The organism is Myxacorys chilensis, from assembly GCF_059505265.1.
Window position 1 is genome coordinate 44,988 of the sequence record NZ_JCACKG010000183.1, and the last position, 12,742, is coordinate 57,729.

11 protein-coding genes are annotated in these 12,742 nt (G+C 47.2%); 3 read left to right on the top strand and 8 right to left on the bottom strand.

Annotation, left to right across the window (positions count from 1 at the left end; translation table 11 throughout):
- Window positions 1-53: 53 nt before the first annotated feature.
- Window positions 54-980 carry an SGNH/GDSL hydrolase family protein gene (locus AC5JLB_RS15810; RefSeq protein ID WP_495874787.1) on the bottom strand — a complete coding sequence of 309 codons (927 nt, stop codon included), beginning with the start codon at window positions 978-980 and terminating at the stop codon, window positions 54-56.
- 209 nt (window positions 981-1,189) lie between these two features.
- Here AC5JLB_RS15810 and AC5JLB_RS15815 point away from each other — a divergent pair, with 209 nt between their 5' ends.
- Complete coding sequence (locus AC5JLB_RS15815) at window positions 1,190-1,330, top strand: hypothetical protein (protein WP_495874788.1); 141 nt, start codon at window positions 1,190-1,192, stop codon at window positions 1,328-1,330.
- 136 nt (window positions 1,331-1,466) lie between these two features.
- Here the strand turns inward: AC5JLB_RS15815 and AC5JLB_RS15820 are convergent, their stop codons facing one another.
- Window positions 1,467-2,276: a cobyrinic acid a,c-diamide synthase gene (locus AC5JLB_RS15820; protein ID WP_495874789.1), complete on the bottom strand. Its 810-nt coding sequence runs from the start codon at window positions 2,274-2,276 to the stop codon at window positions 1,467-1,469.
- Window positions 2,277-2,683: 407 nt separating this feature from the next.
- Here AC5JLB_RS15820 and AC5JLB_RS15825 point away from each other — a divergent pair, with 407 nt between their 5' ends.
- Window positions 2,684-3,010, top strand: coding sequence for an ArsR/SmtB family transcription factor (locus AC5JLB_RS15825; protein ID WP_495874790.1), 327 nt, complete (start codon window positions 2,684-2,686; stop codon window positions 3,008-3,010).
- Between the two features lie 273 nt (window positions 3,011-3,283).
- On the opposite strand, the gene AC5JLB_RS15830 is transcribed toward AC5JLB_RS15825, so the two are convergent.
- The 3 genes from AC5JLB_RS15830 to AC5JLB_RS15840 all read right to left on the bottom strand — a co-directional run bounded on the left by AC5JLB_RS15830 (window position 3,284) and on the right by AC5JLB_RS15840 (window position 5,218).
- The gene (locus AC5JLB_RS15830) at window positions 3,284-3,742 is read right to left on the bottom strand and encodes a phosphatase domain-containing putative toxin (protein WP_495874791.1); all 459 of its coding nucleotides are present in this window, start codon (window positions 3,740-3,742) and stop codon (window positions 3,284-3,286) included.
- A 48-nt stretch (window positions 3,743-3,790) separates the two neighbouring features.
- The gene (gene arsB / locus AC5JLB_RS15835; protein WP_495874792.1) at window positions 3,791-4,945 is read right to left on the bottom strand and encodes an ACR3 family arsenite efflux transporter; all 1,155 of its coding nucleotides are present in this window, start codon (window positions 4,943-4,945) and stop codon (window positions 3,791-3,793) included.
- 144 nt (window positions 4,946-5,089) lie between these two features.
- Entirely contained in the window at window positions 5,090-5,218 is a 129-nt protein-coding gene (locus AC5JLB_RS15840) for a hypothetical protein (protein WP_495874793.1), read from the bottom strand.
- Window positions 5,219-5,918: 700 nt separating this feature from the next.
- Between AC5JLB_RS15840 and AC5JLB_RS15845 the strand changes: the two genes are divergently transcribed.
- Complete coding sequence (locus AC5JLB_RS15845; protein WP_495874794.1) at window positions 5,919-8,921, top strand: UPF0182 family protein; 3,003 nt, start codon at window positions 5,919-5,921, stop codon at window positions 8,919-8,921.
- A 127-nt stretch (window positions 8,922-9,048) separates the two neighbouring features.
- Here the strand turns inward: AC5JLB_RS15845 and AC5JLB_RS15850 are convergent, their stop codons facing one another.
- The 3 genes from AC5JLB_RS15850 to AC5JLB_RS15860 all read right to left on the bottom strand — a co-directional run bounded on the left by AC5JLB_RS15850 (window position 9,049) and on the right by AC5JLB_RS15860 (window position 12,326).
- Window positions 9,049-9,792, bottom strand: coding sequence for an SGNH/GDSL hydrolase family protein (locus AC5JLB_RS15850; RefSeq protein WP_495874795.1), 744 nt, complete (start codon window positions 9,790-9,792; stop codon window positions 9,049-9,051).
- Window positions 9,793-9,922: 130 nt separating this feature from the next.
- Entirely contained in the window at window positions 9,923-11,269 is a 1,347-nt protein-coding gene (locus tag AC5JLB_RS15855; protein WP_495874796.1) for an erythromycin esterase family protein, read from the bottom strand.
- 136 nt (window positions 11,270-11,405) lie between these two features.
- The gene (locus AC5JLB_RS15860; protein ID WP_495874797.1) at window positions 11,406-12,326 is read right to left on the bottom strand and encodes an isoaspartyl peptidase/L-asparaginase family protein; all 921 of its coding nucleotides are present in this window, start codon (window positions 12,324-12,326) and stop codon (window positions 11,406-11,408) included.
- Between the last annotated feature and the right edge of the window lie 416 nt (window positions 12,327-12,742).

A 12,742-nucleotide genomic window follows, 5' to 3' on the forward strand; every position in this document is an offset into this window, starting at 1 on the left:
AATAAATAGACGCAGAGAAAAAGATAAACGATCCTTGAGCTCTTGGCGACCGTTTATTCTTTCAACTGCTTTTTCAGCCATTGATTAATCTCAGTACTTAAAAGCGCATTGCCGCGAGCACTGAGATGGATATGATCTTGATAGAGATCTTTAGGGGTAGGCGCTTGGTTAAAAATCGGCAGAACGTCGATATAAGCTATGCGATGTGCTTGAGTAAATTCTAGAAGACGCTTGCGAGCCGTTATTTCATAATCGCGGGAACCGGGTTGACCAATTTCTCTAAGCAGAGGCGTCATCAGCAGCAAAAATTGAGCATTAGCTTGAGTTGCGATCGCATAAATTTGCTCGATCGCCTCCAAGTTAGCCCTAACGCGATCGCCTCCCTCCGCCTGAAGTTTCTGCAACTCCAAAGGCAGTGGTGGAGCGGGCAGAACGTACCGAGTGAAAACTTCAGTCAGGGCGAGGAGCGGCCTGCGATCGGGATAGTTGCGATCGCGCCCAACCCCTAAAGGCGATGGAGTCGTAGCAAACAGATCATCGGTGTTGATCACCAGTACGATCGCTTGCGTCTCAAACACCCCAAATCGCCTTAGATACGCTAACTCGTTACGCGGACCCCAAGAATTTGCGGATGCATTCAATACCTCCAGCTTGCCGTTCCAAGGTCTTGCCACCAGTTCAGATAAAATGTCGGGCTGATCTGTCCACCAGCCGCCATTCACAATCGAGTCCCCAATCATCAGCACTCGCGTGAGGTTGGAGGGGCGATCGCGAAGTTCGGCACTCCGCATGGAGTATTGATTGATCGAGATTCGGTTACCAAAGCGACGCACGGTTTGATTAGGTGCAAGCAGATATCCGATCTCAGCATCCGGTACATAAAGCAACGGATTGCCAAACCCAAAGCGCGATCGCAGCCCCATCTCGACCAAAATCAAGACGGCAATCAGCGCCGCGCTAATCAGTAAAAACCATTTCATTCAGTCAACGTTTGCACTTGTGCTTTCCTATCTTGTCTGGTGTAGAGCATTTCAGTACAAAAAGTTTTGACAAATTTTGATCAATTACTGCCGCTAATAGAAGGCAAAAGCTAAAATAATGCTTCAGAATGAGTTAGTCAACGCGAATTGTTGGCTACCTTAAAACCAGTCACCTACCGTTATCACTGCTTGAGGAGTTGCAAACCATCATGTCAGACCTAAACCGTGGAATCATGAAGTTTGATGGAGCAGATAGCCCAGTTGTTGTTACGGCTTCTGCCGTTATGATTTTGGGAAGTATTGCCGTGTTGATTATTTGGGCAATGCGATCAGCCTATCTGTTGGGATAATTGTTGAACAACTCAATTGTTGGATAGTCAATTGTTGGACAACTTAATCCTCTTGGGGCTAACTCGCTCGAATTTCATTTGAGTGGGTTAGCCCTAAGTCTTTTAGAACTGCTTTTTGAAAGATTAATAGAAAAGATTAAGAGAAAATAGCGTCTTGATCGAGTTCATAAATGAAGTCGTAGTTAAACGAGAGCGCTTTGGGATGGCGGATGACTGAGAAGCCAAAGCTTGTTGTAGCAGCAGTTGTAAAGGTTGCGATCGCAAGCTCAACCAATTTTTTGTCAGAAATGTCTGGCTTTTGTACAAAATAGTCGCGCCGCGCAAAGAATAGCTTTTCGTCTCTAGGTGTGATGATCTGATTGAGGCGATGCGTATGTTGAATCGGCTTGATGTACATCTCAACGAAGTCTTCCTGATTGCGTTGAAGTCGGTAGAGACGTTCGTGTTGTAGCCAACTCATTCCAAACATCATTTTGATCAGTTCAAATCCCAAAATGTAGTTAAAAATATTGTTGCGTTCCTCGGTACTTGCCACAATTCGCAGTGCCGATTCGAGAAACAGATCGGGTTGCCGCCGCGCATCCTGAGCCGAATGAATGTAAAACTGTCGGATGTAACCTCTGACAAACGCTTCGGTTAATTCTGTTGAAATCCGAAACCGCTTCAAATTATCTCTAACTTTTTGTTTGATCTCACGGTTATTGACGAGTCTTGCAATTAACCCATTCGCCGTATATTCATCTAGAAATTCGGCTTGCACATCGGGCGTCGCTGCACACAGCAAATGACACAGCGATAAAACATAGCGTCGCTCGTTCCAAGGCAAACTCTCCGCCCACTGCTTTGCTTCAGGAGGAAGCTTTTGAAGCACATTTTCGATGGTCGATTCTGTCGATGCAATTGACGCGGACGGGTCGATTGAGTCAGAGGCGGACGGCTGGTTCATAGTCGTGATTCTCGAAGCTGCGATTGGCTCTGCCGAACTCTAAAGGAGCGATCCCTTCATGCCTCAAACAGAGTTGCAAAGTTCAAGAACATTTGCACAAACTAAAGTTCCATCAAAATAAAGTTCTATCAAAACGAACATACTCTGACCAACACTCTGACTAACACTGTGCTCTTTAAGTATGCCCTAGAAGCCGCGATCCGATTCGTCACCACATGGCAGACTAGAAACTGCTACAGCTTGCCCAAACGTTTACTAGAGGGCGTCTGAGTGTACGTTCGGCAGTGAAATTTTTGTCAACACTGTGTCAATAGATAGTTCGACATATAGTTCGACAACCTATGCCATCCGCCTAAGTTACCTTTACAATGAAATGTTAATTCAATAAAAGTTATTACGAGAAAATTGTGCCGGAAACGACTTCTCTTCCATCAACTTTGATTATCTCTGGGTTTCACGCCCTCTCAGATCCATTACGGATTCAAGTCATTGAGCTATTGCGCGATCGCGAGCTTTGCGTATGCGACCTCTGCGAAGCAATCGGTGCGACCCAATCTAAACTCTCTTTTCACCTCAAAACTCTCAAAGAAGCTCAACTTGTGCAAACTCGCCAAGAAGGTCGTTGGATCTATTACCGATTGAACTTGTCTCAGATGGTTGTGTTAGAGCAGTATCTTGCAGAGTACCGTCGCTTTAGCCCGATTCTACCGACTCGGACATGTCGCGAAGAATAATCTAATGAGTAATTCTAATAGCCACTGTGCTTTGGATCGCTTGCCAAATCATTTTTCAAACAAAACCATTTTTTTGAAAGTCGATGCTTTCACCAATAATCGGTTTTAAGTTGGCACAACGAATATCCCGATCTCGATCAGTTTAATTTCGGGCAACGTTCTAGAAATAGGTTCTAAGAATTAGTGATTTAGACCGCTCGACAGAACTCATAGCGGTTGCTTATAAGTGAACGGTATAACGTTGCTCATTATTTGCTCTAAATGAGACATAGTTTATTGTTCTGCTAACACTTGCAAGAATGTTGTTTGAGCTTCTCGCAGATCAACATCAGAATTCGCGCTCTGAATCATCTGCATAGCTTCGTCGTAGGATGAACCAGAACTAATCAGATAGGCAGCGAGCATCGTTGCTGTTCGTCGCCGTCCATTGGTGCAGTGAATGGCAACGGCGTTGCCAAGCTGATTTTGCTGGTCAACAAAGCCTTGTAAGTTCTGAACCTGTTCTCGACTTGGTGCAGTGCCTCCTGGAGTAGGAAGCCACAAATGAGGAATATTCGCTTCGTCATATAAAGCTAGATTGGATGGGTCATCTAGAACGGAAACGATCGCACCAATTCCGGCTGTTTGTAGATTGGTGAGTTCTTCCTTAGTTGGCTTACGAACGCCTGCAAGCTTAGCAGGAACAACCCACCATAAGTTCTTCTCAATGGGCTGAACAATTTGCTGCTCCATTCACTCAAACCTCCATCACAGTGTTAATCGTAGGAGAAGTCATCAAGGCTAACGGTGAACCCTCAAACAGCGCGGATCGCGTAGGGTTGCTTTTTCGGGATCACGCGGAAACCAAGCTGCCGTGCGTTTACAGACTTCGACTAGCATTAGCATAACTGGAACTTCGATCAGTACGCCTACGACCGTCGCGAGTGCGGCTCCAGAGTTTAAGCCAAATAACACTACAGCGGTAGCGATCGCGACTTCAAAATGATTGCTGGCCCCGATCAAAGCAGCAGGAGCAGCATCTTCATACGATAGCCCCAACTTCAATGCGGCAACGTATGAGATTAAGAAAATGAAATTGGTTTGAATGAACAATGGCACTGCAATCAATAAGATGTGCAATGGATTATTGACGATTAATTCTCCCTTAAACGCAAACAGTAAAACCAATGTAATGAGTAATGCAGAAATTGCGACAGGATTAAGATATTTGAGGAATTTTTGCTCAAACCAATCTCGTCCTTTATGTCGCAAAATCCAGTATCGCGAATACATTCCAGCAATCAACGGAAAGCCCACATAAATCACGACAGATAGCGCGATCGTTTCCCAAGGAACAGTCAAATCATTAGCAGCAAGCAACCACCGTCCTAATGGCGCGTACAGCAACAACATGGCGAGGGAGTTGACCGCGACCATCACCAACGTATGTCCCTGATTGCCATATGACAGATAACCCCACATCAACACCATTGCAGTACAAGGGGCAATCCCTAGCAAAATTGTTCCCGCAATGTAGGAGTTGAATAGTGCCACTTCGCTGCCGCGAATGATCTCAGTTCCAGTAATCAGTGGACGAAACACACTACCGAGAAATGCTTGAGCAAATACCAGCATCGTAAACGGCTTGATCAACCAGTTCACCACCAGCGTCAAAATCACAGGCTTCGGAGCTCGAACGGCTTGCTTAGCTTGTGAGAAGTCAATTTTGACCATGATGGGATACATCATGAAAAACAGACAAATGGCAATGGGAATCGACACTTGATAGAAGCTCATCGCATCTAAAGCCGTCGCAACCCTTGGAAACGATCGTCCTAATACAATTCCCACGCCAATACATAGAAAGACCCATAGAGTAAGGTATTGCTCAAAAAAGCTGAGCGTTCCGGTCGCTGGTGCGGATGATGAATTTAAGTTGGAAGGTTTTAGGCTCATGAGGTAGACCGTTAAATATATCAGTTGTTCGTTAAACGTTAATCAGGCAGAAACTCCAATCACCGCCTTCTGTCCAAGCAATCTCTTTACTCGGTGGAGGATCAGGCCGCTTGCGAGTAATTACCGTCGCTAAGACCAAAACGGTCAAAAGCTACAAGCAGCCACCAAGCCATAAAACCGATACACCAATCCAGATATCACCGTTTCCGCTAACCGTCCTCCCGAATTCGCCATGTAACAAAAGCCAACATTAATGCCAACTCGGACGGGCATAGATTTTACCTGTGAACGGTTTTTATATTTCAATTTAAATTAGTATATTGCTTTAGTTTCTTGTGTCAAGCGATAAAAACCGCGATTTTGAGAACTTCTCAAATCTAAATAAATTGATGTTCAGTTTTATTGATCATTCACGATCGCACCTTGAGAATAGAGCGATCGTGAACGCTAACCCTCAAAAAACAGCTTGCTTCGCGAATCCTTCTGCACCGTATAGCTTTAGGAGGCGATCACGATACAAGGCTCAAAATTGTTTTCAGTTGGTAATTTTGCCTTACGCAACAGGTTCCCAAGCTTTTTCTCTGCGATCGCGACTGCGCTCAAACGTTGTGAAGATTAATCGAGACGGGATAGCATGATGCTCTTTGGATTTTTTCGCGATCGCGTCATTGATTGGAAAGACCGTACTCGACCCGTTGATTTGAATGCCCTGTGTACCGTGGGATTTCCGTCTGTAGCTGGCTGCCTGCCCTATTTGTGCCTCTTCAGAGAATCACATTGGAGCAATTTAGTATTTCGTGCATTACTACAAGTGCGTCACAATGATTTTAGTGTTGCTAAATCATTGTAAATACTCATGCTGGTTTATCTTTAGGCAAGCGTAGATGATTACAGGATCAACAATATGAAACAAGGGCTTCTTTGATCTCTCTCTTCGTTAAACTCATTCCACTCAATCGACGGGTAGACTTCTGTGATCCAGAAACGGCTATTTCAACTCATTACAGTTCTCTTGGGAGTGGGGCTACTCCTTGATGTAGCGTCGCGTCTCGGAGCGGAAATTATTTGGTTTCAGGAAGTTCATTACCTCTCTGTATTCCTGCTCAAATTTCAGGTTCGACTGATTCTAGTGGGAATTGTGTCAGGGTGTACGGCAGGTTATTTGTTAGGGAATCTGGCGTTAGCTCAACGATTGAAATATTCTCATGTTCCTGACGAGGTGAACCAGGACAAGGAAATTAACAATAGACAGTCCGTTTTTGGATCACCATATCAAGTCAAGCTTCAGCGTTCTGCCTCACTGCCCCGATCAACTCCTGCGTTGAGGCTACCGTTACTGCTCTTCCTAACGCTAGGGCTAAGTTTGCTCGCGGGTTGTTTGCTAATTTATTATGGTCAGCTTGCCTTTGGCTACTGGCAGTCAGGGCCGACCCTTTCTGGAACATTTGTTTCTCGCTTCAACCTCAAGAACCTTTGGCAGGTTGGAACCCAGTTGACGGGGCAGATTGCGTGGTTAGGCGGAGTGTTGGGCATCGCGATCGCTCTGTTGGTTTATTCCCGAGTTTTGCTCAAGACAATCGCGATCGCGCTCAGCATCTTGTTTGGCTGGTTGCTATCCAAACAATGGGCCGTCGTCCTGCAATGGTTACATCCCACCTCGTTCAATAATGCTGATCCCTTGTTTGGGCGAGATATCAGCTTCTACATCTTTACTTTACCGCTCTGGGAATTGCTGGATTTATGGCTGCTTGGGCTGTTTTCCTACGCTTTTATTGAGATTGCACTGACCTATTTGCTGTCGGGAAGTAGCCTCAGTCAAGGCAGTTTTCCAGGCTTTTCACCCGCCCAGAAACGGCATCTCTGTGGAGTTGGCAGCGGGCTAATGGCTTCCATTGCGTTGAGTTACGGGTTGAGCCGCTACGAATTGCTGTATTCGCTGCGTGGGGTAACATTTGGTGCTAGCTATACCGATGTGACCGCGCAGCTTCCTTTCTACACTGGCTTGAGCCTTCTGTCACTGGCGATCGCACTCTATCTTTTGTGGCGCACCGTCTTTTGGCAGTCCAAGTCACCCCATCGGCATTGGGTCAACCTGGGACTAGGGCTGTTTGGCCTCCTAGTTGTCGCCGGAATCGTCGTTCCCGAAGCCATTCAGTATATCGTTGTGCAGCCAAATGAGCTGGCGCAGGAGCGTCCCTTTATCCAACGCACGATCGCATTCACTCGGCAGGCATTTGGATTGGAAACCATTGATGCCACCAACTTCAATCCCCAGGGACAACTTACAGAAACCGATTTGAAAGCCAATGACTTGGCCATCCGCAACATTCGCCTGTGGGATCAGCGCCCTCTGCTGCAAACGAATCGTCAATTGCAGCAAATTCGTCCCTACTACCGCTTTCCCGATGCGGACATCGATCGCTACACCCTCCAAACCGATGTGCCTGCTCGCCCGCCTGTAACTCCCTCCAAGCGTCCCGCACCAACCCCGCCTGCTCGCACTGAACAACGACAAGTTTTGATTACGGCACGAGAACTCGATTATAGTGCGGTTCCCCAAGAAGCTCAGACCTGGATCAACCGTCATTTGATCTACACGCATGGGTACGGTTTCACGCTTAGTCCGGTCAATACAATCGGTGCAGGTGGGCTGCCAGAGTATTTTGTTAAAGATATTACGGGTGGTGAAGCCGGAGCGCTGACAACATCTAGTCCTGCCATTCGTGCCAGCATTCCGATCGGGCAGCCCCGAATCTACTATGGCGAGATTGCCAACACCTATGTCATGACTCAAACCCGGACGCAGGAGTTGGATTATCCCAGCGGGCGCGACAACGCTTACAACGTTTACGATGGGCAAGGCGGCATCAACATCGGCTCCTGGTGGCGACGGAGCATGTTTGCCGTTTACCTGCGCGACTGGCGTTTATTTGTCACTCGCGATTTTTTGCCAGAAACGAAGGTGCTGTTTCGCCGCAATATCAAACATCGCATTCAAGCGATCGCGCCGTTTCTGCGCTACGACAGCGACCCCTATCTAGTAACAGCCAATGCGCAAACAACAGGTGTGCAAAAAACAGGGGAGCAGGAGCAGAATTACCTTTACTGGATTGTCGATGCCTATACGACAAGCGATCGCTATCCCTACTCCGATTTAGGCGGTGAAGGCATCAATTACATCCGCAATTCAGTCAAAGTTGTGATTGACGCTTATCACGGTTCTGTTGACTTTTATGTAGCTGATCCCAGTGATCCGATTATTACTACTTGGTCAAAAATCTTTCCCAGCCTGTTCAAACCGCTCAATACTATGCCTGCCAGTCTACGAAGCCACCTCCGCTATCCCGTAGACTTTTTCAAACTGCAATCAGAGCGGTTAATGACTTATCACATGACTGACCCACAGGTGTTTTATAACCGGGAAGACCAGTGGCAGATTCCGAATGAGGTGTATGGTGATGAGTCTCGCCCTGTCGAGCCGTATTACCTGATTACCAGTTTGCCCACTGTGCCGTTTGAAGAGTTTATTCTGTTACTGCCCTACACTCCTCGGCAACGGACAAATTTGATCGCCTGGTTAGCTGCTCGATCGGATGGTGAAAACTATGGCAAGTTGTTGCTGTACACGTTTCCCAAAGAACGGTTGGTCTATGGTCCCGAACAAATTGAGGCCCGAATCAATCAAGATCCAGTGATTTCTCAGCAAATTTCTCTCTGGAATCGTCAGGGGTCACGAGCAGTTCAAGGTAATTTGCTGATTATTCCGATCGAACAGTCCCTGCTGTATGTAGAACCGCTTTATCTGGAGGCGGCTCAAAATAGCTTGCCAACGCTAGTGCGTGTCATTGTTGCCTATGAGAATCGGATTGTAATGGCACCCACGTTAGAAGAAGCGCTACAAGCTATTTTCAGACCCCAAGTTACTCCAGATGCCACAATCATTCGCCCGGTTGAAGAACCGACAACAGGGCAGTAGGCAAGGGTAATCCTAGTTTGAAAAGGATAGAGGGGAATTAGGCAAGATCAGGAGAAAGATTTACTTTCCCGTTTTGGTCTGTTTTTCTTTAACCTTCCGCACTACCCCTTATTCCTGAAGATGTCTATTAGACTTTGTTAAGAACATGGGGGAGAAAGGCCCGTCGTACTTCTGATGCACCCTTCAAGCTCGGCTCGATCGTAGCTGTGAACCAAGATGAATCGCCCGTTAGAAAGTGAGCATGGAGGTCGACGAGTTGACCATAGCGATCGGCAACTTCTTGAATCGTAGTGTTCATGCGCTGAAGATTTTTGCGAGCGATCGCTGGGTCAACCCCTAAGAAGTTGCGGTTGTCATCGCCCAACGTCGGATCGTACACATTCCCCAGCAGAACGGGGCGGATTGGCAACTGTTGCACAAATGTATTGAGAGCATTGGCAAAGGTCTTAATCCCTGCGTCTTTGTCCTGAATTAGTCCACGTAGCAGATCATTGCCACCAACTGTGATTAATGCAATCGCCCTTTCTTTAACTCTCAATCCCTGTGTTTGAGAGGGCAACCCATCGACGGTCGCCCCATCACGGGCACGATGTTCGAGGCGAGCAGATCCACGGGATTCAAGATCCTGACCCTGAAATTGGGGAAACAAGCGATCGTCGTTCTGAACGAGGAGTTGCCCCGGATGAACACCAAACTCGTTGTATCGTCCGCAATCCAAAATCGAGTCGCCAAATGTGTAGAGTGTCACCATTGCTTGTTCACGTGTTTGTTCACGTGTTTGTTCACGTGGGTTACAGCCCAAGAGAGCTAGGACACTTGCTCCTCCAACCGCTTGAACAAACTGTCGTCGTGTGGGTGGAAACGGAGCCATCGCACTCTCCTCTTAGTTCGAGGCTAACATTAGGAGACGGCAGACAATACTAATCAGAAGATGGATTTACCGTCTGAAGCGCTCAATTTTGAAAGCCGAATTGTGCTGGTAATTGCTAGCTACAGAACAGCTATAGACCTGTTGGAAACGTTTCTGGTATTTCTGTTGCTTCGGGTTCATCAGGGCGATCGAGCGGCTCTACTGCCTGGGTATTGTCAATATGAATCACCGCATCAAATTGAGCCAGGATTTTAGCCTGAAAGTAATGACTACTGCGCTCAGTTCGGGGTGAATAAATAACCCCGATCGCTCGTTCTAATCGTGATTTTTGCAGTCCTGTTGTGGCTGAGTTTTCCTCACGTAGATTTAACCAAAATTGCGGCAGCCCAACCTGATGAAATACAGCTTCATAGCTTTCTGGTAAAGCCGGACGAACCTGCTTAATCTCTGCTGGATCACCCCAATGGGATGCAGCCGTTACCGTCCCACTGTACGTGGTAAAACCAACCAGCACAGCCTTTTGTCCGTAGCGTTCTCGAACAAGTTGTCCTACATTCCATTCACCTGCTTTGCCCATTTGGGTTGCCCGTGCGTCGCCCAAGTGAGAATTATGTGCCCAGACAACAATCTTGGGTTGTTTGCCCTGTCGTTTAAAGTGAGCAACAAGATGGTCTAATGTCTCCGCCATGTGAGCATCACGTACATTCCAGGATGACCCCCGCCCCTGAAACATAGCTCGATAATACGCTTCTGCATTCTTCACCAAACGAGCATTTTGTTCAGCGTCAAAAAAATCATCTTCTGCCACGCTGCTATCCCGTTGGGCGTACTCTCCCATGCGTCGTTGCAGTTCCATTAATTGATTAACCGCTTCATCTTCGCAAGAATTGCTAAGTCCAAAGGTTGTGGCATACCCATAGCTTTTTGAGTCTTCTCCAGCGTGTTCAAAGCAGGAATAACGATGACGTGCTTGCGCTGCCGCTTCTGGATCAACCTGTTCTAAGTACTTCAATACGGCTTGCATTGAGGCATACATGCTGTAGAGATCTAACCCGTAGAATCCTACTTTTGCGCCATAGTTGAGCAGAGTATCGTTATACTGGCGCAACCAAGTGATGAAGTTCAACACATCCGTATTCCGCCACATCCACAGGGGAAAATCCTGGAAATCTGCTAACGCATCAGCAGCGGTAGCATCTTTGCTAATGCCTCGCACAAAGCGATCGATGCGATCGGCATCAGGAAAATCAGCTTCTACCGCGACTGCCGTAAACCCTTTTTCCTGAATCAACCGTTTTGTGATTTCCGCTCGTTGCTGATAAAACTCATGAGTCCCGTGAGATGCTTCCCCAATCAGTACAAACTGAGCATTGTCTATCAACTGCATCAACGGATCGTAGTCTTTCGCTGCTCCCGTTAACGGATGAGCAAACTTCCGTATTGCATCAATTGATTGAGAAATCGTCTTTTGAGACATTGCTTTCCACCTCCGGTCATTTGACTGTTTTATCAATTGCGGTAAAGCAGTACAAGATTTTCACGCAGGTTCTTTAAAGTGCTGAACTATTATTTTTGGCTACCCTGATTCTTGAAGAGAGGAATTGCGCTTGGTCTTATTGTTTGGCTTTGCCTGCATGAACAAGATCTCTATCCTTGCGAGTAAAGACAGTGGGTTCTGACAAATCTGCTGTCATATAGGCAACCGCCATATCCTGCGAATTATATGCCCAGCCAATTCGTCCTTGCCGATCGAGCACAATACAACCCGCTTCTCCTTCCACCCGCTTCATTAAGGTGTCAATCGCATGTTGGGCGGCTTTATCGGGATGACTGCCATCAGCTAACGCATCAATTGCCGTCTTTGCTAGCACGACTGGAATAATCGACTCGCCATCTCCTGTGGTCGAGCAAGCCCCCAACCGATTGTCTGCATACAAACCGCAGCCTACCAATGCCGTGTCCCCGATCCGACCTTGAGACTGCCCAGTTACCCCGCCCGTTGAGGTGCCAGCAACGAGATTGCCATTTGCATCCAGTGCCACACAGCCAACCGTATTGGGACGGTCTACAACTTCAGCTTCCTCTTTCCACTCTTGATACTGTTCTTCGCTAATTAGGGCTTTTCTGGCACACATTTCCAGCCCATGTTCGAGGGCAAAGCGTTCTGCGCCTCGTGCCACCAGCAATCGGGGTTTGTCTGCCATAACTTTGTGAGCGGCACTGATGGGATGGCGGACTCCCTGCACGGCTCCCACCGCTCCCCAGCCTAAGGTTGCACCCTCCATGATCGCGGCATCCAGTTCCACTCCGCCCTCACTGTTGAGAGTTGAACCCAAGCTCGCATTAAACGTTTGGTCAGATTCGAGAACACGAATGGCTGCCTCAACCGCTTCTGCCGCACTACCGCTACTCTGAAGCACGTGCCAACCCGCTTCTGCCGCTGCTCGACATCCTGCGTGATTCGCCACTACTTTGTCTTCTGAAATTTCTTTTGCTCCACCATGAACAATAATTGCTGGTTTCACGTTATTCATCTTCACCCTAGCCCAATACTTACCTAGAAATTGTCAAATCATGACAGCGATCGCTGCTTTGATCGTGTTATGGATCTGCCGACAGCTTCGATGCCGTGTCCTAGAAACCGATTAATCCCGTCTTTGACAAGGGCAATCCGATTGTCCTAGCGCCACCTTAAACTCCTCTCGCTCTACTTAGCAGTAAAGATATAGAGTGACAATTGAGGCGATCTCCATCAACTACTTCCATCAATTACCGTAACGGTTGCCTTTCAACGGAATCTCTATCCCAGGAACGGCACTGATGTTGCTTAAAGGATGAGATTTGATTAAGCGAGGTAATTTATCTTTAGCAAGGTTCCTTCGCCCTCACGCTCGCCTTTTCTCCTAACCTTAATTTGCTGCTACATAACTCTTTGAACGCGTGCAAGATT

Excerpts from the sequence above, each read along its gene's own strand:
- AC5JLB_RS15810 (WP_495874787.1), bottom strand. The coding sequence starts at position 980 with ATGAAATGGTTTTTACTGATTAGCGCGGCGCTGATTGCCGTCTTGATT.
- AC5JLB_RS15815 (WP_495874788.1), top strand. The coding sequence starts at position 1,190 with ATGTCAGACCTAAACCGTGGAATCATGAAGTTTGATGGAGCAGATAGC.
- AC5JLB_RS15820 (WP_495874789.1), bottom strand. The coding sequence starts at position 2,276 with ATGAACCAGCCGTCCGCCTCTGACTCAATCGACCCGTCCGCGTCAATT.
- AC5JLB_RS15830 (WP_495874791.1), bottom strand. The coding sequence starts at position 3,742 with ATGGAGCAGCAAATTGTTCAGCCCATTGAGAAGAACTTATGGTGGGTT.
- arsB (WP_495874792.1), bottom strand. The coding sequence starts at position 4,945 with ATGAGCCTAAAACCTTCCAACTTAAATTCATCATCCGCACCAGCGACC.
- AC5JLB_RS15840 (WP_495874793.1), bottom strand. The coding sequence starts at position 5,218 with ATGCCCGTCCGAGTTGGCATTAATGTTGGCTTTTGTTACATGGCGAAT.
- AC5JLB_RS15850 (WP_495874795.1), bottom strand. The coding sequence starts at position 9,792 with ATGGCTCCGTTTCCACCCACACGACGACAGTTTGTTCAAGCGGTTGGA.
- AC5JLB_RS15855 (WP_495874796.1), bottom strand. The coding sequence starts at position 11,269 with ATGTCTCAAAAGACGATTTCTCAATCAATTGATGCAATACGGAAGTTT.
- AC5JLB_RS15860 (WP_495874797.1), bottom strand. The coding sequence starts at position 12,326 with ATGAATAACGTGAAACCAGCAATTATTGTTCATGGTGGAGCAAAAGAA.